This is a genomic window from Phenylobacterium sp. (assembly GCF_036501465.1).
GTDB lineage: Bacteria > Pseudomonadota > Alphaproteobacteria > Caulobacterales > Caulobacteraceae > Phenylobacterium.
This window is the reverse complement of record NZ_DASYAF010000113.1, coordinates 1-24,977: the sequence shown is the minus strand read 5'-3', so window position 1 is coordinate 24,977 and position 24,977 is coordinate 1. Positions and strand designations below refer to the sequence as shown.

22 protein-coding genes and 1 pseudogene are annotated in these 24,977 nt (G+C 69.6%); 16 read left to right on the top strand and 7 right to left on the bottom strand.

Going from position 1 to position 24,977, the window contains the following annotated elements; translation table 11 throughout:
• Window positions 1–103 precede the first annotated feature (103 nt).
• The 4 genes from VGL85_RS12500 (at window position 104) to VGL85_RS12485 (ending at window position 3,441) form a co-directional block, all read left to right on the top strand.
• A complete protein-coding gene (locus VGL85_RS12500) occupies window positions 104–742 on the top strand; it encodes a GntR family transcriptional regulator (protein WP_331589273.1) in 639 nt (212 codons plus the stop codon).
• A gap of 84 nt (window positions 743–826) precedes the next feature.
• Window positions 827–949 carry a hypothetical protein gene (locus VGL85_RS12495; protein WP_331589272.1) on the top strand — a complete coding sequence of 41 codons (123 nt, stop codon included), beginning with the start codon at window positions 827–829 and terminating at the stop codon, window positions 947–949.
• Between the two features lie 39 nt (window positions 950–988).
• The gene (locus tag VGL85_RS12490) at window positions 989–1,648 is read left to right on the top strand and encodes a lasso peptide biosynthesis B2 protein (RefSeq protein ID WP_331589271.1); all 660 of its coding nucleotides are present in this window, start codon (window positions 989–991) and stop codon (window positions 1,646–1,648) included.
• 104 nt (window positions 1,649–1,752) lie between these two features.
• Window positions 1,753–3,441: an asparagine synthase C-terminal domain-containing protein gene (locus VGL85_RS12485; protein WP_331589270.1), complete on the top strand. Its 1,689-nt coding sequence runs from the start codon at window positions 1,753–1,755 to the stop codon at window positions 3,439–3,441.
• Here VGL85_RS12485 and VGL85_RS12480 read toward each other — a convergent pair.
• The 4 genes from VGL85_RS12480 to VGL85_RS12465 all read right to left on the bottom strand — a co-directional run bounded on the left by VGL85_RS12480 (window position 3,344) and on the right by VGL85_RS12465 (window position 10,728).
• Window positions 3,344–5,977, bottom strand: a complete 2,634-nt coding sequence (locus tag VGL85_RS12480; RefSeq protein ID WP_331589269.1) for a S9 family peptidase — start codon at window positions 5,975–5,977, stop codon at window positions 3,344–3,346. The two genes, VGL85_RS12485 and VGL85_RS12480, sit on opposite strands and share 98 nt — an antisense overlap.
• A complete protein-coding gene (locus VGL85_RS12475) occupies window positions 5,977–9,087 on the bottom strand; it encodes a TonB-dependent receptor domain-containing protein (protein ID WP_331589268.1) in 3,111 nt (1,036 codons plus the stop codon). The genes VGL85_RS12480 and VGL85_RS12475 overlap by 1 nt, the downstream gene beginning before the upstream one ends.
• 127 nt (window positions 9,088–9,214) lie before the next feature.
• Entirely contained in the window at window positions 9,215–10,207 is a 993-nt protein-coding gene (locus VGL85_RS12470; RefSeq protein ID WP_331589267.1) for a FecR family protein, read from the bottom strand.
• Between the two features lie 14 nt (window positions 10,208–10,221).
• Window positions 10,222–10,728 carry a sigma-70 family RNA polymerase sigma factor gene (locus VGL85_RS12465; protein WP_331589266.1) on the bottom strand — a complete coding sequence of 169 codons (507 nt, stop codon included), beginning with the start codon at window positions 10,726–10,728 and terminating at the stop codon, window positions 10,222–10,224.
• A 109-nt stretch (window positions 10,729–10,837) separates the two neighbouring features.
• Here VGL85_RS12465 and VGL85_RS12460 point away from each other — a divergent pair, with 109 nt between their 5' ends.
• Together VGL85_RS12460 and VGL85_RS12455 are read left to right on the top strand one after the other, a co-directional pair.
• A complete protein-coding gene (locus tag VGL85_RS12460) occupies window positions 10,838–11,074 on the top strand; it encodes a helix-turn-helix transcriptional regulator (protein WP_331589265.1) in 237 nt (78 codons plus the stop codon).
• 77 nt (window positions 11,075–11,151) lie between these two features.
• Window positions 11,152–11,331 (top strand): helix-turn-helix transcriptional regulator, encoded by a 180-nt coding sequence (locus tag VGL85_RS12455; protein WP_331589264.1) that lies wholly within the window; start codon window positions 11,152–11,154, stop codon window positions 11,329–11,331.
• A 169-nt stretch (window positions 11,332–11,500) separates the two neighbouring features.
• Here the strand turns inward: VGL85_RS12455 and VGL85_RS12450 are convergent, their stop codons facing one another.
• Complete coding sequence (locus VGL85_RS12450; RefSeq protein WP_331589263.1) at window positions 11,501–11,869, bottom strand: hypothetical protein; 369 nt, start codon at window positions 11,867–11,869, stop codon at window positions 11,501–11,503.
• A 380-nt stretch (window positions 11,870–12,249) separates the two neighbouring features.
• Entirely contained in the window at window positions 12,250–12,912 is a 663-nt protein-coding gene (locus tag VGL85_RS12445; protein WP_331589262.1) for a helix-turn-helix transcriptional regulator, read from the bottom strand.
• Window positions 12,913–13,154: 242 nt separating this feature from the next.
• On the opposite strand from VGL85_RS12445, the gene VGL85_RS12440 reads away from it, so the two are divergent.
• From VGL85_RS12440 to VGL85_RS12400, 10 genes are all read left to right on the top strand, one after another.
• A complete protein-coding gene (locus VGL85_RS12440; protein ID WP_331589261.1) occupies window positions 13,155–15,143 on the top strand; it encodes a serine hydrolase domain-containing protein in 1,989 nt (662 codons plus the stop codon).
• A gap of 101 nt (window positions 15,144–15,244) precedes the next feature.
• Window positions 15,245–15,667, top strand: coding sequence for a DUF2147 domain-containing protein (locus VGL85_RS22165; protein WP_414695244.1), 423 nt, complete (start codon window positions 15,245–15,247; stop codon window positions 15,665–15,667).
• Between the two features lie 414 nt (window positions 15,668–16,081).
• Window positions 16,082–16,801 carry a hypothetical protein gene (locus VGL85_RS12435; RefSeq protein WP_331589260.1) on the top strand — a complete coding sequence of 240 codons (720 nt, stop codon included), beginning with the start codon at window positions 16,082–16,084 and terminating at the stop codon, window positions 16,799–16,801.
• Window positions 16,802–16,805: 4 nt separating this feature from the next.
• Window positions 16,806–17,618, top strand: a complete 813-nt coding sequence (locus tag VGL85_RS12430; RefSeq protein WP_331589259.1) for a hypothetical protein — start codon at window positions 16,806–16,808, stop codon at window positions 17,616–17,618.
• Window positions 17,619–17,628: 10 nt separating this feature from the next.
• Window positions 17,629–18,441, top strand: coding sequence for a hypothetical protein (locus VGL85_RS12425; RefSeq protein ID WP_331589258.1), 813 nt, complete (start codon window positions 17,629–17,631; stop codon window positions 18,439–18,441).
• Window positions 18,442–18,451: 10 nt separating this feature from the next.
• Window positions 18,452–19,198, top strand: coding sequence for a hypothetical protein (locus VGL85_RS12420; protein WP_331589257.1), 747 nt, complete (start codon window positions 18,452–18,454; stop codon window positions 19,196–19,198).
• A gap of 505 nt (window positions 19,199–19,703) precedes the next feature.
• On the top strand, window positions 19,704–21,158 hold the full coding sequence (locus VGL85_RS12415) for a hypothetical protein (protein ID WP_331589256.1): 1,455 nt from the start codon (window positions 19,704–19,706) through the stop codon (window positions 21,156–21,158).
• A gap of 9 nt (window positions 21,159–21,167) precedes the next feature.
• Window positions 21,168–21,737: a hypothetical protein gene (locus VGL85_RS12410; protein WP_331589255.1), complete on the top strand. Its 570-nt coding sequence runs from the start codon at window positions 21,168–21,170 to the stop codon at window positions 21,735–21,737.
• Between the two features lie 47 nt (window positions 21,738–21,784).
• A complete protein-coding gene (locus VGL85_RS12405) occupies window positions 21,785–22,132 on the top strand; it encodes a hypothetical protein (protein ID WP_331589254.1) in 348 nt (115 codons plus the stop codon).
• A gap of 43 nt (window positions 22,133–22,175) precedes the next feature.
• Window positions 22,176–23,957 carry a hypothetical protein gene (locus tag VGL85_RS12400; RefSeq protein ID WP_331589253.1) on the top strand — a complete coding sequence of 594 codons (1,782 nt, stop codon included), beginning with the start codon at window positions 22,176–22,178 and terminating at the stop codon, window positions 23,955–23,957.
• Between the two features lie 761 nt (window positions 23,958–24,718).
• Here VGL85_RS12400 and VGL85_RS22160 read toward each other — a convergent pair.
• Window positions 24,719–24,863 (bottom strand): annotated as a pseudogene (locus tag VGL85_RS22160) (transposase); the annotation flags it as partial.
• Window positions 24,864–24,977 lie beyond the last annotated feature (114 nt).

The window sequence follows — 24,977 nt, the reverse complement described above, 5'->3', positions numbered from 1 at the left end:
AACCAAATATTCCCGCGAAACGCGAACATTTGAGCCTTGCCAATCAGGGTCGCGCTGACCGACGCTTTCGGCGAGGGACGAGCGTCAGGGTGTGGAGTTCGGGATGGCGGCGGACCGGGTCGAACCGTTTCAGGTCGCACTCAGCAATCTGCGGGACCGACTGCGTGAGGGCGTCCTGGCTCCTGGCGAGCGGATCGCCGCTGTCGACGTCGCCGCCGCCCTCCGCCTTTCGGCCACGCCTGTCCGCGAGGCGCTCTCGCGCCTGGCGGGGGAAGGCCTGCTCGAGGACCGCCGGGGCCAGGGCTTCTTCGTGCGCACCCTGACGGCCGGCGACATCGCCGACCTCTACCGGCTGAGCCTGGCCCAGCTGGCGATCGCCCATGATCCCCATCGCCCGGCCCTTGGCCCGGCCGCGCCGGGCGCCCGCGAGGACCCTTTGCCGCTCACGGATCCGATCCGCGAGGTGGAGAGGTTGTTTGCGGACTGGGTGGCGGCCACCGGGAGCCGGGCGCTGAGCGCGGCGCACCGCGCGACCCAGATCCAGCTGGGCCCCGTGCGGCGCGCGGAGGCCGGCCTGCTGGACGACCTGGCGGCGGAAGCCCGTGAACTGCAGGGCCTGCGGCTTCGCGAACCCGGCGGCGCCTGGGCCGTCACTGTCCGGCGCTTCCACCTTCGGCGGATCAGCCTGGCCGACCGACTGGCGGCCCTGCTGGACCGTGGCCGACGGGCCCCAGAACTATAGCGCCGATATAGTTTGAATAGATCGGGCGGGGGCCGCCTGCTTGACCGGCCGCGTCCTGCGGCGACGTCAAGAATGGAGGCGGTCATGATCCGCAAGTTCGACCCCTGCACCCTGCGCCTGGTCGGTTTCGGCAGCGCCAAGGCCGAGACCAACGGCTTCGACGAGGGCATCGAGGAAGACGGCGGCGGCCTGGTGATCCCGGGCTGACGTCGAGCGGCGCCGGCCTCGGCCGGCGCCGCGATCGCCATGGGCTCGATCCCCCTCCACCTTCGCCCCGACGTCCACGCCGTCCAGGTGGAGGCAGACGTCGTCCTCCTGGATATCGCCGCCGACCGCTACCTCTGTCTTCCCGGCGCGGGCGGCCTGCTGACCGTCGGGCCGGGGCGGGCCATCGAGGCCCATGAGCCGGCCGCGGCGGAAGGCCTTGTCGGCGCCGGCCTGGCCGGCTTGGGCGCTGTCATGCCGGACCGCCCCTGCCCGCCTCCGTCGCCCGCGAGGTCGGCGCTCGACGGCCACGCCGCCGAACCCCTCACATTCCCCGAAGTCGGCGCCTTGCTTGGCGCCTGGCTAGACCTCCTGCGCCACTATCGGGGCCGGACCTTCGCGCAGATCGTGGTCTACATCGCTCGCGGTCACCGCCCGTCTTCCGCGGAACGGCGCGCCGCGGCCCTGCGCCTGGCGGCGAAATTCGAGCGGGCGGCCATCTGGCTGCCGGCGCCGCGCAAGTGCCTGGTCCGAAGTTTCCTGCTGTTGCGCTTCCTGCAGCGGCGAGGCGCCGACGCCCAATGGGTGCTCGGCGTCCGGACCTGGCCGTTCGCAGCCCACTGCTGGGCGCAGGTTGGCGACGTCGCCCTCGACGACGTCCCGGAGCGCCTTGTCGGCTACCGGCCGATCTGCGTCGTCTGATGGCCGGCGCCTATGTGGCTTTCGCCTGGGAAGACGGCGAGGCTGCCGCCGAAGCTGCCCGTGCGGCTTCCCGCAGGCTTGAGTCCGCCGGTTGGCGTGGAGAGATGCGGCTCGACCGCCTGGAATTCTGGACCTGGGGGGCTGTCCCGGCGCCCGCCGTCCACCTCCCCGGCCTCGGCGCGGTCGTCATCGGCCGGCTGTATCGCCGGGGCGGCCTGGCCAATCTGCGGCCGGGCCAGGGCGGCCCGCCGGCGTCGGCCAGGGCCGTGGCCCGGAGGCTCGTCGACGACGGCTGGGGCGCCTATGTGGCGATCCTGGCCGACCCCGGCGGGGCCTGGAATTGGGCGCTGCGCGACCCGTCGGGAGCGGTCGACGCCCTGACCTGGATCCGCGACGGGCTGCGGATCGTCGCCTCCGGCGTCGAGGACCTTCCGGCCGCCTTGCTGCCTGAGCGTCTCGGCCTGGACTGGGACGCCATCGCGGACTTCGTCCGCCGGCCTGGCTCGCTGATGGCGCACGCCGGCCTGGAGGGACTGGAGACCGTGACGCCCGGCGACCTCCACCGGCTGGGCGGCGGCAGCGCGACAGCCCTCTGGCGACCGGCGGCCTGGGCCCGGGCGCCGGCGCCTGACCCGATCGCCGCCGTTGCTCAGCTGAAGCGCGCCGTCGACCTGGCGGTCGGCGCGGCGCTCAAGCCTCACACACGCTGCGCGGTCGAGCTGTCGGGCGGATTCGATTCCGCGGTGGTGACCACGACCGCGGCGCGCTGCGCCGGCGACCGGCGGCTCACCGCCCTGCATCTGCAGGGCGGGCGCCCGGAGTCCGACGAACGCCGCTGGGCGGAGCTGGTGCTGGCGCAGACCGGCCTGCCGGCCGTGGTCCTGCCGCTCGAGGTCACGCGGTTCGAGGAGGCGGACCTCCTGTGCCTGGCGCGGGGCGCGCGGCCCATCCTCAACGCCCCCGACGTCGGCCGCGATCGCCGCGCCGCCGCCTGGCTGGCGCAAGGCGGCGCGGAGGTGCTGATCACCGGCAAGGGCGGGGACGCCGTCTTCTTTCAGCATCCGACGCCGGAGATCCTCGCCGACTGGCTGGCCGCGAAGGGCCCCCGGGGCTTGGCGGGGCCGTTGGCGCGGGGGCTGGCGCGGCGGCTGCGGCGCTCGCTGTGGTCGGTGGGCTGGGAGGCGCTGGGCGCCCTGCGGCGCCGCCCTGCCCCCCGGCCCGCGGCGCTGTGGGGACCGCGGCTTCGGGCGGCGCCGGCGGGGCCGGCGCACCCTTGGCTCGCCGACCTCGACGGCCTGCCGCCGGCCAAGCGCTCGCAGATCGCCGCGGTGGTCACCACCCAGGCGCAGCGGGGGATCACCCGCTTCGGGAGGATCGCGGAGGTGGCCCATCCCCTGCTGGCCCAGCCCGTGCTCGAGGCGGCCCTGGCTATCCCGGTCTGGCGTCTCGCGCCGGAGGGGCGCGAGCGCGGCCTCGCCCGCGACCTGTTCGCCGACCGTGTGCCGCAGGCCCTGCGGCTGCGGCGCTCGAAGGGCGAGCTCAGCGCGCTCTTCGCCCAGACCGTGGCCGCGAACCTGGAGGTGCTGCGGCCCTACCTGCTGGACGGCAGCCTGTCCGAGGCCGGCGTCCTCGACCGGGTCGCGCTCGACGCGGCGCTGGACCCTGACGCCCTGATGCAGGGCGCCGACGCCGGCCTCATCCTGTGGGGCGCGGCGGTCGAGGCCTTCGTGCGGCACTGGCAGACGCGCGTCCCCGACTCGGCGGCGGCGCCGCGGCGGTGGCCGGTGCGGTGATGGGAGCGGTGACCGGTCCCAGGTGCGTGTCGAACCAGGCGAAAGCGCGCCGGTAGAGGTCGCGCAGGTTGCCCGGGTTGCCCAGAACATGCCCCTGCCCCCAGTAGATCGCCAGCTCGGCGTCCTTGTTCTGGCGCAGCAGGCCGGAGAACATCTCCTCCGGCTGGGTCAGCCCGAAGGTGTCCTGGTCGCCGTGCAGCAACAGCAGCGGCGTGCGCACCCGATCGGCATGCCAGGCGGGGCTGTTGCGCACATAGCGGTCCGGGTCGGCCCAGGGCGGGGCGCGCATGTCGGCCTGCAGGTCCTCGACCCAGCCGCCGCTGAAGAACGGGCTCAGGCCCTCGCGCGGATCGACCCGGCGCGGCGTCTGGAACCCGCCCCACTCCGACAGCAGGTCGCTGGTGGCGGCCTGGGCGATGGCGGCCTTGAAGCGGTCGGTCTGGGTGACGATGACCAGGGTGCTGTAGCCGCCGAAGCTCTCGCCCCAGAGGCCGAGGCGGGCCGGGTCGAACCGGCCGGCGAGCGCGGGGTCGGCCGCGGCGGCGTCGACGATGGCCAGCACCCGATCGGCCAGGCCGTCCGCCGGCCCGGCCCCGTCCCGCCGCGCGGGCAGGCTCGGGATCAGGACGGCGTAGCCGTGGGCGACCAGCAGGGCCGAGGTGTTGTCGCCGGCGCTGCGGCGGACGTCGGCGCTGCGCGGCGGCGTGGGGTAGGACGAACCCAGGTAAGGGCGGACGATGAGCGGCGGCGGCGGCGCGCCGGCACGCGCCGGTGGCAGGATCAGCCAACTGGTCAGGCGCTCGCCGTGCGGCCCGGCGTGGGAGACCGGCCGGATTTCGGGGGCGTCGAGGTCGGCCAGGGCCCGGTTGATGGCCGCGACCGCCACCGGCGGCCCGGCGCGGCGGACCCAGAGCAACCGCTCCTCACCGCCGGCGGGATAGGTGCGGACGAGCGCGCCATCCGCGTCGACCGCCAAGACGTCGCCGCCGCGCGGGACCTGGGCGACAGTCGCGGCGTTCGGGGCGGCGATAGCGGCGGCGCTGGGGTCGCCGGCTGCGGGGCCTGCCGTGGCGGGGCCGGCCGGGGCGACCGAGACGATCAGATCGCCGCCGGCCGCGCGCCGGCGGACAGCCAGCCGCCCGGCGTGCGGCAGGTCGTAGTCGAAGGTCCAGAGCCGGTTGACCTGCATATAGGTCAGCGGCTCGACGTCCTGGGCCGCCACCGTGGCGCGGCCCTGGGCGTCGAGGGCCCAGACCTTGGCGCCGGCGGCGAGCAGCAGCCGGTCGCCAGGGGCGACGGCGAGCGCCTCGCGGCTGGGCCGCGCCGCGGGATCGATCACCGGGACCGGCCCGGCGGGCCCAAGCCGGAACCAGGCCGGCGGCGTGTCGGGCGCGGCCCCAGCCGGGGCTCCCCAGGCGAGCGGGACGCCCGCGAACCAGCCGGCGCGGGCCGCTTCCGGGCGCATGTCGAGACGCAGCGTCAGGCCCTGGTCGGCGCGCCGCAGCGGCGCTTCGGGGCCAGGCGCGGCGGCCTCGACCCGATAGAGGTGGCCCGCGCCCCAGGGCTCGCCGTCACGGCGCGCGAACACCAGCAGATCCGCGCCGGCGCCGGCCCAGGCCAGCGGATGCAGCAGGAGGTCGTAGCCCGGAGCGATGGTCGTCAGCCGGCCGGTGGCGCGGTCGAGGAGCCGCAGGCGGTGGAACACATTCTCGAACCCGTACGCCCCCTGGATCTCGTGGCGCGCGTCCATCGGAATGTCGCCGCCGGCCTCCAGCAGGGCGGCGTGACGGCCGTCGGGGGCCAGCGCGAGGTCCATGAAACGGCCGGTGGCCAGGGTCCGGCGGCGACGGCTCGGCAGGTCGATCTGCACCAGCCGGACCGGCGGGCCTTGCGGATGGGCGTCGAGGTAGCGGCCGCTGCCGTAGACCGTGACAGCGGCCGCCCCCCGCGCGGCGGCGCGCCAACGGCCCGGAAGCAGGAGGCCGGAATTGCGCACCGGACGGAGGTTGAAGGGGATGTCGCGATCCGGGCGGGCCAGGACCAGCAGGCGCGCGGCGGTGTCCCACTGCACCGTGCGCGCGTCGTTCTCGCGTTCCGGGGTGACGCCCAGCCAGGTGACCCGGCCGCTGGCCAGGGTCGCCACGCCCAGCTCCCAGTTGTCGGGCGTCAGGCGGTAGACCACCACCCGCGCCCCGTCCGGCGAGAACGGCCCCAGGGCATAGGCGACCCCCGGCGCGGCCCGGAACAGCGGCCGGCCCGCGCCAGGGCGCTTCAGGTCGACGCGCCACAGGGTGGTGCGCCCCAGGTCGTCCTGGATGTCCAGGTCGAAGCGGACCGCCGCCCGGTAGGGCCCGCGGCGCTCGAACGCCAGCCAGTGGCCAGTCGGGTCGATCTGGGACGCCCCGAAGCCCTCGCGGTTGAGGATGTCGTCCAGCCGCACCGGCCGGGCCGATCCCGGGCCGGCGGCGGCCAGCAGGGCGAGCGACAGGGCGCCGGCCGCCAGGGCGCGGCCGGCGCGTGCGACGGGGGGCGGCATCACCAGCTCTTGGTCAGCTGGACGGAGACGAAGCGGCCGATGACGTCGGCGTTGCCCGGGTCGAAGGCGTAGCCGAGCGGGTTGTTGTAGAACGGCGGGGCGGTGTCGAAGATGTTGCGGGCGTTGAGCGCCAGGCTGAGCCCCGCCCAGCGCCCGGCGGCCGGGCTGGTCCAGCGAAGCTGCAGGTCGGTGGTGGTGAGCGCGGCCACATGGACGCCCAGGGTGTCGTGAAAGCTGCTGGTGGCGTTGAGCGCCGCGCCGAGCGTCACCGGGCCGCGGCTCCAGTCGGCGGTGAGGCGGCCGCGCAGGCGGGCGGGGAAGTTCACCTGGCCCACCCGGTCGACGCTGGCGGCGGTCGGGGTCAGCGCCTGGTCGTAGCGCAGCAGGTCCGAGGCGTTGAGGCCCAGGGTGAGCCGACCGTCGGCGAGACCGAACCCATAGGTCCCGGTGAGGTCGAGGCCCTGCACCCGCAGGGCGCCGGTGTTCACGAAGCGGCCGTCGACGATCGCTCCGAAGGCGCTGGCCGGGAAGCTGCCGGCCGACAGGGTCTGCGGGCTGGCCAGCAGGGCCGTGATCGCGGCCAGGTCGGTGGGATTGGCGGTGTTCAGGCGGCGGATGAAGGCGCTGAAGGTGGGGTCGGTGAGCGCCGTGCTCAGGAAGGAGGTCACCGGGGTGTCGATCCGGTTCTGGTAGGCCACGTCGAACCAGGTGGCCGACAGCCGCAGGCCGTCGATGGTCCGGGGCTGCCAGTCCATGCCGGCGGTCCAGGTGTCCGCGGTCTCCGGCCGCAGGTTGGGATTGCCGCCGGTCAGCAGCAGGACAAGGGTGGTGTTGGCGCCGGCCCCGATGTGGATCGGGCTGTTGGCGGCGGGATCGTCCAGCTCGCGCAGGCCGGGCGCGCGGAACGACCGCCCGTAGGTGGCGCGGACGTTGAGGTCGTCGATGGGCGTCCAGAGCGCGCCCAGCTTCGGGTTCCAGGTGCTGCCGAAGTCGTTGTAGTGCTCCCAGCGCGCGGCGGCCGAGAGCTCCAGCCTCTGCAGCCCGGGCCGGGCGTTGTCCGGGCCGAACAGCGGCGCGTTCAGCTCCGCGAACAGCGCATCGACCGTACGGCTGACGTCGGTGCCCTGCTGCGGGGTCGGCGCGACCGTGGAGGTATAGTTGGAGCCGTCGCGCAGGAAGGTCTCGTGGCGGACCTGGCCGCCCACGGCGAGCTTCAGCGCCCCGCCCGGCAGCTGCAGCAGCGTGCCGTCCGCCTGGGTGCTGGCGGTGTAGACCCGGTCCACCCGGCGGGTGACCACGAAGCCCGAGCCGATCGCCGCCAGCACGGCCGGGGTGTTGGCGACCTCGCCGGTGAACGGATTGAAGAAGCCGTCCCGGGCCGGGCTGAAGGCGGTGGTCGGCCGGTCGGGGACATTGCCCAGCGCCTCGGCGAGGATGGTGGTGTTGACCGCCCCGGTGGTGTGGCCCTCCTCGATCTGCTGCGAGAAATCCAGGAAGCTGTCGGAGCGCCAGTCGCCCCAGAGGCCGACCTTGGCGCCGGCGGTGAGCGCCAGGGTCTCGGCGGTGCTGCGGTTGACCGGCGGCGGCAGGTCGCCGCTGAACTTGTACTCGATGGACTCCGACGTCGCGCCGTTCGGGGAGACGAAGAACGGGTCGGCGGGGGTGACCGAGAAGGTGGCGGTGGGCGGCGTCTGCAGCAGGCGCGCGGCGCGGAAGCCGTAGATCGCCTCGCCGCTGAGCTCGACGCGCGCGCCCAGGTCCTGGTGGGCGGCCAGGTACAGGCTCTGGCGCTCCTGGTCGGGCAGGATCGACTCGCCCTCGTGCGGGTTGCCGAGGTTGACGGTGTTGGGGGTGAAGCTGGCGGCGGTCAGGCCGCGCCCGTCCTGGCCGGGCGGGATGGCGAAGAACGGGACCAGGGCGCCGGCGGCGTTGACCGCCAGGATGTTGCCCGGATGGCTGAAGGCGGTGCGGAAGTCGCTGCCGCCGAGCGGCCGCAGGTCGGCGCTGGCGGTGAAGTCGCGGTCGGCGGCCTGCAGCGCCGTGCGATGATAGGCCTCGTAGGCCAGGACCACCCCGCCGCTGGCCCACTGGCGGCCGCCGATCAGCCCGAACTGACCTTCGTCCGGCGTGCCCCCGGCCCCCTGCCCGCCTTCCAGGCGGGCCTCAACGCCGTCGAAGTCGCGGCGCATGATGATGTTGACCACGCCGCCCACGGCGTCGGACCCGTAGATGGCCGAGGCCCCGTCCAGCAGGATCTCGGTGCGCTGCACCGCGATGTTCGGCAGGGTGGAGATGTCGGTGAAGTCGCCCTTCGCCCCGGCCCCGCCGGGGCGGCGGCCGTTGACCAGCACCAGGGTGGCGTCCGAGCCCAGGCCGCGCAGGTTCACACCTGTGCCGAAGGCGCTGTTGACGCCTCGGTTGTCGGAGAAGGTGATGGCGCTGATCTCGGTGTCCTGGCCGTTGAAGTTCTGCGGCAGGACGCTGAGGCCTTCGGCCAGGGTTAGCTGGCCCAGGCGATCGAAGGCGGCGCGGTCGATGACGGTGAGCGGCGAGGCGCCCACCCCGACGCCGCGGATATGGCTGCCGGTCACCTCGACTTCCGACACCGTGGCCGCGGCGCCGGTCGGCTTCGGCCCGGCGGTAGGAGCGGCCGCCACGGCCAGCGGTCCGGGGGCGGGCGTCGGCGCGGGGTCAGCGCCGAAAGGGCGGCCGGCGGCGGCTCTCCCCTGCCCTTCGGCCGGCGCGGTGGAGATCGGCGCCACCGAGGCGGGCGCGCGCTTGAGCACGAAGACCGCCGGGGCGGTTTGGCGGATGGTGATGTCGGAATTGGCCAGCAGCCGCTGCAGGGCCTGCTCGGTGGTGAAGTCGCCGTCGAGCGCCGGCGCCTTGCGCCCGGCCACCACGCCCGACGCGTAGAGCAGCTGCTCGTGCGACTGGGCGGCCAGCGCCTGCAGGGCGGCGTCGAGCGAGCCGGCGGCGATGTGGATCGGGTGGGCTGCCTGGGCCCGCGCGGCGAACGGTGCTGCCGTCAGGGCGGCGGTCAGGGCGGCGAGCGCCAGGCCGCCCAGCAGGGCGGCGCGGCGGCGCGCGGGCGTGGTGTGTCCGGTCATGGTTTCCCCCGGACGAGCCCGGGCGGTCCGTTGACCGGGATGGTCACTGCCTGCCGCCGCGTGGTTCGTCTACGGACCAAGCTGCGCGGCGAGGCGGGACACCCTATGCGGGCCCGAAGAATATTTTTCAGGCCGCTGGGGCGGCGGGGCGCGGCCCGAGGCGGATCACGTCGGCGGCCGGGGTGGCCTGCAGGTCGAACAGCCCCTGCACGGCGGAGACGAAGGCTTCGGTGTCGCCGGTGTTGAACGCCCCGCTGACCGGCTGGCGGGCCAGGGCGTCCGGCCCCTCCAGCACCACCTTGCGGGATGCGTAGCGGTTGACCTCGGCGACCGCGTCGCGCAGCGGCGTCGCGTGGAAGGTGAGCCGCCCGCTGGTCCAGCCCGAGGCCTCGGCGGCGTCGGCGGCGCGCACCGGCGACAGGCCCTTTGCGGTCACCGTCAGCTGCTGGTTGGGGGAGAGCGTCGCGCTGGCGGCCTGGTCGGTCCTGGCGACCTGGACGCGGCCCTCCAGCAGGGTGACCCGGACGCGGTCGGGATCGCGGCGGACGTCGAACTTGGTGCCCAGCGCCCGGACCCGGGCGCCGTCGGCCTGGACCACGAAGGGGCGCGAGGGGTCGTGGGCGACCTCGAAGAAGCCTTCCCCGCGGGCCAGCTCCACGTCGCGCTCCCCGCGGCGGTAGCGGACGATGAGCCGGCTGTCGGTGTTCAGGCGGACGCGGGAGCCGTCGGCCAGCACCACCAGGCGCTGCTCGCCGACCCGGGTCTCGTAGGCCGGGGTCGGGTGGATCAGCACCCGGGCGCCGACCGCCGCGACCACGAGGGCGGCGACCACGCCGTAGAGCCAGCGAGCGCGGACCGCGGGGTCGATCGCGGCGCGGCGGGCGGGCTGCGGCTGCAGGGCGGCCTGGGTGGCGGCCTTGATGTCCCGGTCCTCGGCCAGGCCGCCGGCCGCCGTCCAGGTGGCTTCGATGGCCGCGTAGGCGGCGGCGTTGGCGGGGTCCTTGCGCCATTCGCGGAAGTCGTAGAGCGCGTCGGTGGTGATCGACAGGCGGCTTTGGCGGGCGAACCAGTCGGCCGCCTCGGTCTGTGCACGCGACCGTTGTGTCGCCGTCTCACTCATCACAGGCCGCCCCTTCAAGCCAACAGGGCTGTGCACATCGCGAGCGCCTTGCTCATACGGGCTTCGACCGTCTTGACCGAGACGCCGCAGCGACGGGCGATCTCTTCATACGTCAAGCCGGCGAACCGGCTCAAGAGGAACACCTCGCGCAACTTAGGCGGGAGCGCAAGGATCGCCTGCTTGAGCAGCAGCGCCTGCTCCTGGTCGGCGGGGCCGGCCAGGCCCGCCGGGAGGAAGTCCTGGGAGACCAGCACCGGGCGGGCCAGCCGGCGGCGCGCCTGCATCCCGGCGGCGTCGAGCGCCAGGCGGGCCAGGAAGGCGCGGGGGTTGCGGATGTCGGCGCGGCTGCGGACAAGCTGGACGAAAGTCTCCTGGGCGAGGTCCTCGGCGTCCTGGGCGCCGAAGCGGCGGCGGAGGAAGGCAAGCAGCCAGCCGTTGTGGCGGCGGTAGACGTGATCGAAGTCGGTGTCGTCTTCGGCGACGCCGGGGGGTCGGAAGACGGAGGGGTCGGAGACGGACATGGCGCGCCGTGGAACTGAAGACGGCGGCACCGTGTCCGCGACGCTTTTCTGCGATTTGTAGAGTATACTCCGTGGCCAAATACTCGACAAGACCATCGTCTTCTGGACGATGGAGCTGCGGAAGATCCTAGCGCAAAACGTCCGGCGTCTGCGAAGGGGCAAAAGGCTCACGCAGGACGATTTGGCGGGCATGGCGCATATCGACAGGACCTATGTCAGCGACATCGAGCGCTGCATTTATGCAGCCACTGTAGACGTTCTGGAGGAGCTCGCCTGGGCGCTTGAGGTCGAGCCAAGCGAATTGCTCACCGCGAGGGCGCCTTCGGAGAGACCTGCGGAAATGTAGAGTATCCTCCGTGGTGGGATTTTCGACAATGCGGCGCCATCTTTGGGATGGGTGTCCGAGAAACTCTGGGAGCGAATTTGCGCCGGCTGCGCAAGCGTCAGGGGTTGTCGCAGGAAGAATTGGCCTATCGCGCGAACCTTGATCGGACCTACGTGAGTTCAATCGAACGTGGCGTGTATGCGGTTACGATCGACGTTTTGGATCGTGTCGCGCGCGCACTCGATGTCGAGGCCTGGGAGCTCCTGAAGAACCAATAGGGGAAAGCCTTCCCCTGCGTCCGAGCCACGGTCTCGGCCGACCCCTTCTGCGGGGACACCCCGCAACGCCCCGTCGTGACCGTTGGATTCGGCGCGCCAGAGGAGCCGGGCCCCGGGCCTCAGCTTTGCGCCCAGAGCCGAGGCGCTTCAACGAAACGCCATTCGCGATTCAGCGCGCCATCCAGAAGTAGATGCGGGCGACGATTGCGAAGAGCCCCAGCGTCATCAGGATGAGCGCCGGGAAGAAGATCAGGGCGACCCCCAGGTCGGTGTCCGGCGCCACGCTGGAGACGCTGAACATCCAGAGGAAGGAGCCAACGCAGGCCAGGATCCCGCCTGGAAGCAGGAACCGGGATCGGCTGCGGGCCGATTGGTCCTTCGCTACAGGCATCGGGCTGGCGTAGCGGTCGCCGCCGAAGCGCGCCAGGAACCCGCGCACAAGGGCCACCGTGACGACAGCTGCGGTGATAGTCAGTAGGCCCAGGGTGGCGGGCGGCATGGATCCTAGGTGGACGAGGAAGCCGATGCCGACGGCCATGGCCCCGACGACGATGACAACAAGCCAGCGACAGATGTTGTTTGTCATGCGTCGACCCGTGGGTAGCTGCGACTCGGGAGATGCAGCGCACGTGCGGGCGCACTGGTTGCAAAGCCACTTTGTGTGCCTGTGCGGAAGTCGATTCCGCAGAATGTGGTTGGAGCGCCATGAACCGACATTCGCATCGGTCCGGAGCGCAGACGTTCAATCGCCTGGCCCCTCGGAGGTCGCCCGTCTTGAGCTCGTCCACGAGCGGCCAGCCTGTCGCCCTCACGATCGAGAAGCACAAGGCGCGCGCCCTGCGACGCGAGAAGCCGGCTGATTGCGCCCCCGGCCGCGCCGGCCGCGCCGGTCACTATGCTCTGACCATTGTCCCTCGATCAGCATCGGATCGTCCGGCGGTCTTCCCTTACCAAAATTGGCGAACGGCCGAGGAAACGTCGGAAGGTCCGGTTCATGTGGCTCTGGTCACAAAATCCCGCGTCGAGCGCGATTAGGGCGAGCGGCTCGTCGGTTTCGCGCAACAGCCGTGCGGCGCGCTCGACGCGAATCCTAGCGGCCGTTTCCTGCAATCTTTCGCCAAAGGCTCGACCATAGGCCGACCCAAGCCAAGACGGATGCCGTCCCACCTGCCTTGCGAGCTCAGTGACCGTTGCAGTTCCTTCCGCTCTGGCGCGCTGCGCGACGGCGTCCACCCACTCCGGTGACCGCGGCTGCGGCTGGCTTGCGCCCCCTCTTACGAATTGCCGCAGCACCGAACGGAACTGGTCTTCCGCAAGCTCGCTCGCGCAGAGCCTCGCGATAGTCCTGGCTCTCGCGCCCGTGACGCCACCTATCCAGTGCGCAACCGGTGCTCGCGGCAGTAATGAGCGTCCGAGCCAGGCGGGGTCGAATTCGATCTCGATCTGCTCGAATCCGTTGGGGCCGACCGTGTTCTGATGAGCGGCGCCGGCTTGATAGAAGATCGCAGACGGCCCGGCGATGAACTTCTCTCCGGCCTCCGTGCGGTTCGAGAAGGAGCCGATGACGAAAAGCGAGAGCATCGGCCAGTCATGTGCGTGCGCCGGCACATGCGCGTCGCTGCGATCGATCGTCCTCCTGACTATGGCCCCACTGAACCTTCGCATTCGTATCTCGCACCTCGACCGGGACGGTGACGCACTCGCAAGCTGCTTAGGATGCACTTCGGGCAACCTTGAATTGGTCCAATCATGCGCTGGTTCGATCGGTTAGGAAAAGTGAAGGAGTAGTAACTCGCGCCTCTGTTTACGAAGGGGACCACCCGATGAGGAAAGTCGCTGAGGCGAGGACTGAGCCGTGGCGAGCGAACGACCCTCTCCTGATCTTCATCGCGATCGTGGCATCCCTGTTCGGCGGCTCGGTCTCGGCGCAAGCGCCCACGTCGCCGCGCACGATCGATCCGATACGCCTGGAAGCCTTCGTCGATGGCGCAGTGGGACATGCCATGCGGCAAGACCAGATCGCCGGCATCAGCGTCGCCATCGTGGACAGATCGGGATCGCTGTTGATCAAGGGGTACGGGATTGCGGCCCCGGGACGCAAGGTCGATGTCGACACCCTATTCCCGGTTCAATCGATCTCCAAGACGATGGTCTGGATCGCGGTGATGCAACTCGTCGAACAAGGCCGGTTACACCTGGATGATCCGATCAACGCGCATCTGCCCGCTTCTCTGCAAATTCCCGATCAGGGCTTTCGCAAGCCCATCTTGATCCGCGATCTCATGAGCCACACAGCGGGATTTGAGGACTCTGCGTTCGGGCATCTGTTCGTCAATCGCGGCGACGCGCTCTTGCCACTCGACGCCTACCTGCGGCGCTACCGTGTCAATCGCGTGCGAGAGCCAGGCAGCGTGGTCGTCTATTCGAACTACGGCGCGACGCTGGCTGGCGCGATCGTCGCTCACGTGAGTGGGATGTCATGGGAGGACTACGCTGAACAGCGGATCCTTCGCCCCCTGTCGATGACGGGGGCGACGTTCCGCCAGCCCTATTCGATGCAAACCGCGATGGCTCACGGCCTCCCCGCGCCCATGTCGGACCCCGTGGCGGCGCGCTTAACGGATGGCTTTCGCTCCAACGCGGGCCAGCTCGAAGTGGCGTCCCGCGAGTTCACTTCCGACCCTCCCGCCGGGGCGTTGTCTGCGAGCGCAACCGACATGGCGGCCTACATGAGCGCACTGTTGGATCCGCAAGCGATGGAGCGATCCGGCGTTCTCAAGGCGCAAACCATGCTCGACATGCGTCAGCCGCTCTTCGCGGGGCCTGCGGGATTCGGAGACATGCTGCACGGCTTTGAGGCCGTGCCCCTCCCGAGTGACGCCGAAGCCTTCGGCCACGGCGGTTCCTCCATCTATCAGGTCGCTAGCATGACTCTCATCCCGGGGGCCGGGATCGGCGTCTTCGTTTCAAGTAACACGGGCAGCGGACGAGAACTGGTCCAGCGACTGCGCGATCTGATCGCCGCGCAATTCCTCGGGGCCGAAGCCTCGACTCCAGTATATGGGCCGCGATCGCCCGCCGAGGCCCGCGCCCATGCTGGCGCTTATCGAAGCCTGGGCCGTCCCTACTTCCGCACCGAGCGGGGCCTCTATCATCTGCTTATCGACACCGAAGTGGTCGCCGCGGCACCGAACGGGGACTTGCTGCTAAGCCCGTCCTTCGGGCCATCTCGGCGGTTCATGCCGCTTGGGCAGGGCGTCTATCGCGATGTCGCAGGCCCCGAGCGGATCGCCTTCCGACCCCTTGGCGGCGACGTCGGCCTTTACGATCCGTACGCCGAAGCGGCCTGGCAGCGCATTGGCTATTGGCAGGGACCAAGCTGGGCGAAGCTGGTCATCGCGCTGACAGCGCTCACAGCCATGCTGGCGCTGGGCGCCGCTGTTCGCAGGCTCCTGACGCGCAAGCCCGAGGCGGCGTTCGAGCGCTGTGCGACAGCCATCGTCGCCGCTTTGGCGCTGACGTGGCTCGCAGGCTTGGGACTCTTCTCACTGTTCGTCGTCGGGGCCCTCTCGGCGCCCAACGTCGCGGAGATAATTTGGTCGTACCCCTCTCCCGCTCTCGTTTGGGCGTGTTGGCTCTTCGCGGCCGCGGCCGGCCTTTCCCTCGCCTCGCTGCCGACGCTCGCGGTCGTCGGCCGATCAAACGGCTGGTCGACTTCCCGCAAAGCCGCTCATGCGCTGACCATCGCCATATTCCTGGCGTGCGCAGCGACGTTCTCGAGCCTTGGCTTCCTCGGCTTCTCCGGCTGGTGACCGCGTCGCGAGGATCGCAGCCCGCCAGGGGTAATCATGGACGTGGGGCTTGCAGAACCTTGGCCAACCCAAGGACCTCACTCTAACGGTCAAGGTGAAATATGCCGCTTACGATAATAGCTTTGGCCGCCGCCCTCTCACAATCAACGCCTGACCCTCGGGGGACATGGTCCGCGGGAGCGGGACGATCACAGATCCTGATCGAGGACTGTGTCCCATCGACGACCCCGTCAACGCTGTGCGGGCGCATCGTGGCGCTGGGCGCGCGCGTCGACCCGGCGAACCCGCCGCGCGACAAGGCGAATCCCGATCCCGCCTTGCGGAGCCGCACCCTTATCGGACTGCCATTCCTGACAGGGTTTAGGGCAGCCGGCCGAAGCGGCTGGAGCGGCGGCAAGATTTATGACCCGGACAGCGGAAAGTCCTACGACTCGAAGCTAAAAATGCGGTCGGATGGAGGGCTGGATGTCTCAGGCTGCGTGCTGATGTTTTGTAAGGCACAGATCTGGCGACGCGCGAACTGAGGCTGCGCAGGCGTCTCAAGCGGACGTTGAGGAGCCTTGCCGGGAAGCGGACCTTCCGAAGGTCGGAGATTCACTAAGCGGACCTTGGACCGGCGCCGGAAAGCGGACTCTCAGGAATGCGTGCCGGATTCCGTGTCGTCCCGAGGATGTTGCGGGGTCTTTGAGCCGGCGCGCATCGCATAGCACAGGCCAGCGATCAGCAACGAAGCCACCAATACGCCGAGCCAGGTGAGCGGGTCGCTCAGGGAAATGTGGTCCACGCCTGGTCCTCGATAGCTGTCGCACCCAGGTGCGGGCCAGCGGTCGCCGCGTCGAATCCCGCCGCGACATTCCGCACCAGGCTTGGCCTTGCCAAGGCGACGCCTATCCATGCTACGCAGGCGTCCGGGGAAACGACCGCTCGGGGGGGCGGCCATGGACATCCACAAACCAAAGCCGTGGCACGGCCTTCGGGAGTTCCTGAAGGAGTATCTGATCATTGTGATCGGTGTGCTGACGGCGCTTGCCGCGGAGGCGGTGGTCGAGAACCTCCATGAGCGGCGCCTGGCGTCCGAGGCGCGTGAGACCGTGCGCGCAGAGATCAACCTCGACCTCGCGAACATGAAGCGGCGGGGTGAAATCCAGCCCTGCATCGACAAGCGGCTGAACGAGCTCAGCGCCTACATCGGCAAGGCGGAGGCGGGCCAGCCGATCACGCCGCCGCTGACCATCGGCGAGCCGGGACACCCGGCGACCTATACGCAGCGCTGGCAAGCGGCCACGGCCGGCGGCCGCGCCAGCCTGCTGCCCTCGGACGAGCAGCGCGACTACATCCGCGTCTACCAGGTGTTCGAGGACTTCCAGGCGCGTCAGGCTGAGGATCGGCTGACCTGGGGCGAACTCATGGGCCTCGAAGGCGTGCAACGGCCGTCGCCGGAACTCCTCGCCGACGCGCGCATGGCGCTGGGGCGCGCCAAGGTCCTGAACGGATCGCTGCGCCAGGAAGTGCGCACCGCCAGCCTTTACGCCGGCCGCATCGGCATCCAGGGCGTGGATCCGGAGCTCAACCGGTTGGGCGCCAGGATGCTCAGACTGATCTGCCTGCCCCTTTCCACGCCGCCGGCCGAGGCCGAGAAGATGCCGTTCGCGGGGTAGCGCCATGGACCTGCACAAACCCAAGCCCTGGCATGGCCTTCGCGAGTTTCTGAAGGAATACCTGATCATCGTCGTGGGCGTGCTGACGGCCCTGGCGGCCGAGCAGACCGTCGAGTGGTTGCACTGGCAGCACCAGGTCCATGTGGCGAAGGATGCGATCACCTACGATCTGAAGCGCCTCCTCGCCCAGTCGGCGCACAAAGACGCGATCCTGCCCTGCCAGGCCGAGCGCATGGGGGCGCTCAGCGACGCGCTGGACCAGGCGCAGGTCTCCCACCGCCTCCCGCCGCTCGGGCCTGTGGGGCGGCCCTACACGCCGGCCTGGTCGATGCGCAGCTGGAACGGCCTGACCACGGGCCAGACCCTTGCTCACATGGCCAATCGCGACCAGATCCTGCTCACCGCGATCGAAGGTTCCGGCGACTACAACAAGGGCCGCGCGCTCGCGGAGCGCGACGCCTGGGCCGTGGTGCAGACGATGTTTGGGCCCGGGCGCCCGACATCGGACAGCGAGATCGCGGCGTTGCGGCAGGCCTTGAGCCGGGTGAGCACCGCCGCGCTCGACACACGCTTTGTGGCTCTGGGCCTGGAGACCATCATCGCCCGGTCGGGGTTCCTGACCCCTAAGGAGGTCGACCAAGCCTTCAAGGAAGGCGTGGCCGAGGCCAAGAAGGCGCCCTTCTGCGCGCCGCCCAAGGTCCCGCCGGCCCATACGCGCGACGTCATCCTCGACATCATGACGAACCCGCCCATGCGGCCCGGGGACATGCCGCTCCGAACTGAAGGCGTTGGCAACGCCATCGCCACCGAGCGCTAGGGACCGCGGCATGGACATTCACAAACCCAAGCCGTGGCATGGCCTGCGCGAGTTCCTGAAGGAATACGTGATCATCGTGGTCGGTGTTCTCACGGCCCTCGGCGCTGAGCAGACCGTCGAATGGCTGCATTGGCGGCACGAGGTGCATGTGGCGCGCGAAGCCATCGCGTTCGACCTCAAAAAACTGATCGGTGGCGCGGCGGCGCAGGACGCCCATACGATCTGCACCGCGCGACGCCTGCGTGAGATCGGTGCGATACTCAACCAGGCCCAAATCAGCAAACGGCTGCCGCCCATGGGATGGCGCGCCGCGCCGCCCACTGCGGGATGGACGCTTCAGAGTTGGTCCGCGCTGACCTCGGGGCAGACGCTGCCGCACTTTTCGAACCGCGAACAGCTCATCCTCTCCGGCCTTGCGAGTTCGCTGGAAGGCATGCGTGCGGCGCGCGCCGCAGAGGTCGATGACTGGTCGACCTTGCGCATCCTTGCCGGTCCCGGGCGTCCCATCAGCGACGCCGAAATCGCCGCCGGCCGGATCGCACTTAGCCACGCCTATCGCGACGCTTATACGCAGCGAAGCACGAGCAGGGTTATCGAGACCGTCATCGCCAGTTCGGACTTTCTTAGCACCCAAGAGGTCGACGCCGCCTACCAGGAAGGGATCGGTCTCGCCTTCGGCGCAGGCATCTGCAAGCCAACGCCACCCGCCGCAACGGACGCCGCCGACGACCTGGAGAAGGGGTTGACCAGCCCCGCCACCAAGCCGGGCGCGACGCAGATCATCAATCCGGGCGTAGGCCGCGCCTTCACGACCGAGAGATAGCAGCCCGCCTATGGATATCCACAAACCCAAGCCCTGGCATGGCTGGCGAGAACTCTTGAAGGAGATCGGCACCATCGTCATCGGGGTGCTGATCGCGCTCGCGGGCGAACAGGCGGTGGAGGCGGTGCATCGTGGCGCGGAGGTTCGCGAAGCGCGTGAGGCTCTGCGAGGGGAGATCGCGGCAGACGCCGCCGTCGAACTCAGGGCGGCGGCGGAGGATCGCTGTGGCATGCTGAACTACGACCATGCGATTGCTTGGGCCAAAGGCGGGCCAAAGCCAGCGTGGACGCCGGGACTGCTCGATGCTCCGCCGACGTCGGTATGGGAAGCCCAGAAGGGCGGCGCCGTAACCCACATGCCAACCAAGGAGCGCTTGGCCTATGCCGCCTATTATGACCGCGTCGACAATCAGAACCGGGGACACGAACGCCAGCTGACCGTCCTCGCGGAATTCGCGAGCCTGTTGACGCTCGACCGGCTGTCGCCGCAGCAGGCGGAGCGGATCGCGGCGCTGGCCGGCATCGGGCGCCTCATGAACGCCACCAAGGTGGCCAATGCACTGGAGCTCGTGAACATCGCGAAAACGCTGGGTGTCGAGCCTGCGACGATCCCGGCGGATCTCCGCGACTACGTGGTTCAAGAGTGCAAGGTATACGGGGCGCCAGCGCCGAACTTCTCGGCCGACCAACCAATCCCAAGCCTCGCCTGGTGGGCCAAGGCCAGCACGCAAGGGGACGGCGAAGCACCTCATCGCTAGTTGGCGCAGTTTGGCGGCTTTTCACCCGCCGCAGGCCGGGCAGGTCGCGGATTTCGGCTAGGTCGAAGTGGCGCCACTGGCGGACATCGAACTCACTCCGGTAATCGGACCTTCGTTCACACTCGGACGAGGTCCAGGTTGGAGACATGGATGCGCTCCAGGGCGTCGCCCACCCGTTCACAAGATGTGAAGTGTGTCGCCGCGCTCTAGCAGGGCGCGCGGCCTGCTTCACGGCGCAGGTCCGGCGTTCGGGCTGGTTGGGCCTCATGCCGATATTTCAGCCCAACCCCGGCTCAGCCCTGCTAGGGCGGCGGAAGCCCTCAAGTCCAATCTCCGGGCGGTCGGCGGCCCGAACTGTCGCCCGTACAAACGATGGCTTTAAGGCCTTCCGCCCGCTCCTCTGGATAACGAAATAACGACAGTTGACGAACTCGGGTTTCACAACCAAGGATAAAAGGGGGTCGGGGCCACAACCATGCGACTAGCTGCCATTTTAGGGGCATTGATGCTGCTTTCTGTGGGCGGCTGCGCGTCCGTCTATGTGAACGATCCGGACCTGGCCAAGCAAGCCGATGCCGCCGACACGAACGTCCAAGGCGGCGACACGGTCAAGCCCTTCACCACCCAGCTCACGAACCTCAATGGCTATGGTGCGCGCCAAGATCTCGCCGTCGCGGTGCGCGACGTCGCCATGCGGGACGCCCTTGTCGCGCCCCTGCTGGGACTGAGCGACGCCAAGGGCCAGCACGACGACGCCAAGGCGTTGGACGCGCTCGACGCGGACGCCTGCGCGAGACTCCAGGGCTTGGTGGGCGGTGACCCATGCAAGGCCGGGAAGACCGCAGCGATCGTCCCCCTCGCGAACGAACTGACGCAAGCGGGCGGCCGCCTCATCTCGACGCTTGGAATCGTCGCCAGCACACGTGACGCCTACGAGCGCTACCGAGACCCGAAGGACACCACGAAGGACGACTGCGACACGCTCACCAAGGCCGCCAAGATCAACCCCGGGGGCATCACGGTCACGCAACTCCTGGCGAACGTGCAGACGATTTGCGGCCAGCAGGTGGACGATGAAAATCGACTGAGGACCATTGTCGGAAACGTTGGCCTCACCAGCGCGAGCGAGATCGGTCATGCGTTCGCGGCGACGCTTCCGACCACGCCCGCCAAGTCCGCGGCGCAGGGAGACAAGGACCTGACGGACGCCATCGCCGCGGCGAAGGACCTCGCCGTCAAAGGCGACGTCGCGCAGCTGAACACCTTCCAGTCGGACGTCGAGACAGCGCTGAAGGGTATGTCCAGCGCGGCCAAGCTCGGGGGGCTCAATCACGTCCAGGCCGAACTTGCCAACACCCTGACCGGGGCCCTGTGTTCACCGCCCCCGCCCTCCGGGACGGACTGCAGCGGAGTGGCGAAGTCCACCACGTCCGGCCGCACGGCGGCCGTTTGGTCGGTGCTGCAGGCGATCGCGCAGATCCGCGACGCTGATGACCCTCGCTACAGGTCGGCCAACTGGCTGGCGGCAGCCAACGCCATATTGGCGGCGGAAAAGTCCGACGTCAGCATCCTGGCGAACGCCGAAGCCCAGGCGGTGGCGTCCGCCAAGGCCCGAACGGCGGCCCTCAGCGCCGAAGCCGCGGCGCTGGCGCAGGTTCATCAGTATGCCAAGGGGGGAGCAAGCTGCCCCGCTGCTTCGGCCTATGCGTGCGGTCTGGCCGCCTATCTCGTCGCCTGGAACACGGGCGTGATCCCCGAGGACATCCTCGCTTATCGCGAGCCGCTGATCTTCACCCGCGCCGCGCTGCAACGGCAGCAGGCCGCGCAGACCGAACAACAGAGCCTGGCCCGCGCCGCCAGCGCGTCGCTGAAGGCTTACGCCGACGGCGGCGTACAGCCGAGCGTCATCGCCCAACTGCTCTTCGACGCCGGCCTGCTCGGCGTCGCGGCGTCGAAATAGGGAGCGGCCATGCGTCACCTCATGATCCTGGGCGCTGTTGCGATGCTGAGCGGATGCGCCAACACCGCCGCCATGCGGACCCTCGCCAGCCAGACCTCGGCCCACTTGGCGACCGAGCAATCTGGGATGGACGGTTTCATCACCGCCCAGAAGCAGCTCAACCAGAACAACGCCACACTGCTGGACACCCTGGCCACGCAAACCGCCCTGGAACAGGCCCAGACGGCCCTGCTGGTTAACGCCTGGACCCTGGCCGGCCAGAAGGATGTCCTGGCCACCCAGGCCACGGCGGCGAAGGTGGATGCGCCCACCATCGTGGCCTCGCTATCCGTCACCCACGCGACGGCGGACACCCTGGATGACGGCGGCGCGGGCGCCAGCCTGCAGAAGGCCGCCGGCGCATACACCGCGATGGCCAAGAAGCCGAGCTTCAAAGCCCAGGCGCAGGAAATCTTCGCCTCCGGGAACGCCGTCTACCAGGCCGCTGAAAAGCTGAAGCAGGGGGCGACCTCGCCGACGCCTGCGGTAGCCTCGCCATCAGCCCCGCCGCCCGCCGCGACGCCGGCGGCGAAATCTTAGCCCCTCTCGTCCGACGCCCCGGCGCCCGCCCCCCCGAAAGGATTTCCATGTCCAACCCGCCCGTCGACATCCCGAACCTGGCGACACAACTGGCGGCGATGGATGCCGGCTCGGTCGCAGCCACGGTCGCCCAATTGATGCAGGCCAGAGCCGCCCTACAGGCGCAGATCGATGCGGCCAACGCCGCGAACCCGCCGCAGAACATTATGGACCTGCAAAACCAGCTCACCTTGGTGGACGACTGGATCAACACCCTCAACGCTGCGATCGCCAATCCCGCCGCCGGAGCCAACGACCTCCTCGCAGCCATGCAGGCGGTCGACCAGGCCACCGCGACATCGGCCGGACTCAACGCCTTGGTCGTCGCCGTCGATGCGGCAGTGAAAGCCGGATAGCGCGATGACGCGGCGGCGGGCGCCGGGATCCAGAGAGTAAGCCATGGCAGGAACGTGGACCACGCCGCTCGCCGCGCCGTTCAACATCGGGCAGATGGTGCTGCTGACCGATGGGTCTGTACTGGCCCAGCAAGCCGGGACCAGCCTGTGGTGGCGCCTGCGGCCCGATCGGGCCGGGCGCTACGCCCAAGGCGAATGGCGCCGCACCGGGCCCTCGCCGAGCGCGCCCGTGACCTGCGCTGCTGCGGTGTTGTCGGACGGGCGGGTGCTGATCGCGGGCGGCCGCCACAGCGCCGCCTTCCCCTCCGACACGGTGGTCTATGCGCGAAGCTTCGACGCTTCCACCCTCAGCGTGAGCTCAGCCAGCGTGGCCGCCACCACCAGCTTCGAGCTTCCTGCGACCACGTCACCAGGGGTCTATCTTCTCAGCGTGATCTCCAACGGAATCGCTTCGGCGGAAGTGCCGGTGGCGGTCGCCAGGAGCCCAAGCCCTCATCGCCGCAGCGGGTCCGGCGCAAGCCCGGGCGAACCCTTCGACGAAGAGCAGTTGTTCCTGCGCGACCTGAGCGAGGTCCATCTGCTGATCGACTTCATCTCGGGCCGCGCCGACAAATCCCTGGCCGGGCTCAAGGACGTCACGACCCAGGACGCCTCGGGCAATGCGCTGCAAACAATCTCGCCTCAGGCCGTGGTCGAGGAGATCTGCAAGATCAGCTACCCGCCGGCCGGCCCTCTCGCGGCCACCGCGCAGCAGGCGGCGTTCATGTTGGTGGTGAAAGACCGGTTGAATTACCTGGCGTCCCCGGCGCTGGGCATCACCGTCGCCTTCACCGCCATGTTCGCAGGGGTCGCGCTCGACTTGGACGAAGCCCAGCCCCGGCGAAGGTGGTGGTGGCGCAAGAAATTCCACGCGCTTCCAGATGAGAGCGCCAAACGCCGGTTCTTCTCCGCCCGCTCCGCCTATCCCAACCTGGAAGCCCAGGCCCGCAAGTTCCGCAGGTTCCATGCGCGGCTCCATGCGACCGCCATTCTCCTCGTGGCATTCGTCGCCTACGCCAATTGGGACATCAGCGTCACCGGCGCCGTCTTGAAACGGATCACCGACTCGGACAACGCCTTCGCCACCACGGTCGCCGACGCCAATACCCCCAGCGACGCGGAATGTGCCGACACGACGACGACGATGAGCGCGGCGCAGCGGAAAGGCTGTGTCCAGCTACGGACCGTGCGCTATCGCGCCCAGGGCAGCCGCGCCGACCTGAAAGACCTCGTGGGCGCCCGTTGGCCGGTGCGGCCGGTGGCGATCAGCGTGCGGCTTTTGGGGTTTGGCAGGCCGCTTACTGATGGGAGGACTGCGACAGACAAGCGGGCCGAGGCCGAGGAGGCGCAGCGCGACGCGGCGCGCGCCGCGGACCTCGAAGGCTTCACCCTCGACGCGATCAACGCCTTGAACAACATCGTCATCCCCATGGCCTTCGGCGGCCTGGGCACGATCGCGGGTCTGATGAGGTCCATCACCACCAAGTTGCGGGAGAGTCTGCTGGCCCCGCGCGATTTCGTGGTCGCACGCCTGGTGATGTACCTCGGCATGTCCGCCGGCCTGTCGGTCGGGCTGTTCTTTGCCGATCCCGTCGGCGGCGGTGGAACGGCGAAGGCCACGGTCAATACCATTACCATCGGCGCGGCAGGGCTGTCGTTCCTCGCAGGTTTTGGAGCGGAGGCGTTCTTCGGCTTCCTGGAAGGGCTGCTCGCCCGCGTGTTCCCCACCTTGCAACCCACACCGCTCGTCACGCCGACTCCCACGCCCATCATCCCGCCACGCTAGGTCGACTCACCGGTACCTCAACCCAATGCGTGAGATCGACGTAGCCGGCCGGATGGCTAGCGCCGATGTCCGCGATCGGTTCGCCCTCAGTATGAACCTACAGTACCGCTGAGCTGGGGGAGACGTTCATCGAACGCGTGATTCTCCGCCTTACTGGCCCGCACGCATGCAAAGATGGCCACGACCGCTGCCACGCGCTGTGGGCCGGTGTGCGCGTTACCAGCGAGCTCAATCGCGTTCTGGGATGACGGCTTCGTCGAAGCCGCCCCCCCGGGCGCAGATGGCTAGGGTGTCACTTATACGCCTACATCCCGCCCTTGAACGGCGCCTCATCGCCGGTAGTGCGCCATGTCTGGACGGCTCCCCGTTGGCAAGGTTGATCCGGGAGTTCTGTGACGGTTGGTCGGTGCGGCCATGTCTTCGACCTGTTGGTGCGGCGCATGGGCCGCTGGCCATGATGCCCTCCGCGAAGCCGGGTCCCGACCAAAAGCACGGGCTCGAAGGCCCTCTGGCGCGCTGGGTTCTCCCGCTTCCCGGTTCGACCGGGTCACATCACTCCTTCGTCGCCCTTCCCAAGAGTGTCGGCGCCTGAGCGCCTGATCTCTACGCGGCTTGCGCCACCGGCTCGCGGTAGGCCTCGCCGCTGGTCATGATCGCCCAGATCATCCGGGCCATCTTGTTGGCCAGCGCCACGGCCGCGATCTTGGTGGTCCGCCTGGCCATCAGCTGCACGAGCCAGGGCCGCTTTGTCCCGTGTCGCTCGGCGTAGCGGATCACCGCCAGCGCGCCCACGACCAGCAGCTGGCGCAGGTAGCGGTTGCCCTGCTTGGTGATCCCACCAAGGCGCTCCTTGCCGCCGCTGGAGTTCTGCTTCGGGACGAGGCCGTGCCGGGCGGCTAGCTCTTTGAGCGGAGCTTTCGATCGCTGTATCGCCGCTCGGATGGCGTGCGTGGTCGTGGCGCTGCCGTGGAGTATCTGGCCCATAGAGCCTCCCGATGTGAGCACTCAGCTAAGCTGAGT

Coding starts and splice junctions, on each gene's coding strand:
- VGL85_RS12425 (WP_331589258.1), top strand. CDS start 17,629: ATGGACATTCACAAACCCAAGCCGTGGCATGGCCTGCGCGAGTTCCTG.
- VGL85_RS12490 (WP_331589271.1), top strand. CDS start 989: ATGGGCTCGATCCCCCTCCACCTTCGCCCCGACGTCCACGCCGTCCAG.
- VGL85_RS12450 (WP_331589263.1), bottom strand. CDS start 11,869: ATGGCCGTCGGCATCGGCTTCCTCGTCCACCTAGGATCCATGCCGCCC.
- VGL85_RS12410 (WP_331589255.1), top strand. CDS start 21,168: ATGCGTCACCTCATGATCCTGGGCGCTGTTGCGATGCTGAGCGGATGC.
- VGL85_RS12415 (WP_331589256.1), top strand. CDS start 19,704: ATGCTGCTTTCTGTGGGCGGCTGCGCGTCCGTCTATGTGAACGATCCG.
- VGL85_RS12460 (WP_331589265.1), top strand. CDS start 10,838: ATGGAGCTGCGGAAGATCCTAGCGCAAAACGTCCGGCGTCTGCGAAGG.
- VGL85_RS12465 (WP_331589266.1), bottom strand. CDS start 10,728: ATGTCCGTCTCCGACCCCTCCGTCTTCCGACCCCCCGGCGTCGCCGAA.
- VGL85_RS12475 (WP_331589268.1), bottom strand. CDS start 9,087: ATGACCGGACACACCACGCCCGCGCGCCGCCGCGCCGCCCTGCTGGGC.
- VGL85_RS12445 (WP_331589262.1), bottom strand. CDS start 12,912: ATGCTCTCGCTTTTCGTCATCGGCTCCTTCTCGAACCGCACGGAGGCC.
- VGL85_RS12430 (WP_331589259.1), top strand. CDS start 16,806: ATGGACCTGCACAAACCCAAGCCCTGGCATGGCCTTCGCGAGTTTCTG.
- VGL85_RS12440 (WP_331589261.1), top strand. CDS start 13,155: ATGAGGAAAGTCGCTGAGGCGAGGACTGAGCCGTGGCGAGCGAACGAC.
- VGL85_RS22165 (WP_414695244.1), top strand. CDS start 15,245: ATGCCGCTTACGATAATAGCTTTGGCCGCCGCCCTCTCACAATCAACG.
- VGL85_RS12470 (WP_331589267.1), bottom strand. CDS start 10,207: ATGAGTGAGACGGCGACACAACGGTCGCGTGCACAGACCGAGGCGGCC.
- VGL85_RS12420 (WP_331589257.1), top strand. CDS start 18,452: ATGGATATCCACAAACCCAAGCCCTGGCATGGCTGGCGAGAACTCTTG.
- VGL85_RS12405 (WP_331589254.1), top strand. CDS start 21,785: ATGTCCAACCCGCCCGTCGACATCCCGAACCTGGCGACACAACTGGCG.
- VGL85_RS12495 (WP_331589272.1), top strand. CDS start 827: ATGATCCGCAAGTTCGACCCCTGCACCCTGCGCCTGGTCGGTTTCGGC.
- VGL85_RS12435 (WP_331589260.1), top strand. CDS start 16,082: ATGGACATCCACAAACCAAAGCCGTGGCACGGCCTTCGGGAGTTCCTG.
- VGL85_RS12500 (WP_331589273.1), top strand. CDS start 104: ATGGCGGCGGACCGGGTCGAACCGTTTCAGGTCGCACTCAGCAATCTG.
- VGL85_RS12485 (WP_331589270.1), top strand. CDS start 1,753: ATGCGGCTCGACCGCCTGGAATTCTGGACCTGGGGGGCTGTCCCGGCG.
- VGL85_RS12480 (WP_331589269.1), bottom strand. CDS start 5,977: ATGCCGCCCCCCGTCGCACGCGCCGGCCGCGCCCTGGCGGCCGGCGCC.
- VGL85_RS12400 (WP_331589253.1), top strand. CDS start 22,176: ATGGCAGGAACGTGGACCACGCCGCTCGCCGCGCCGTTCAACATCGGG.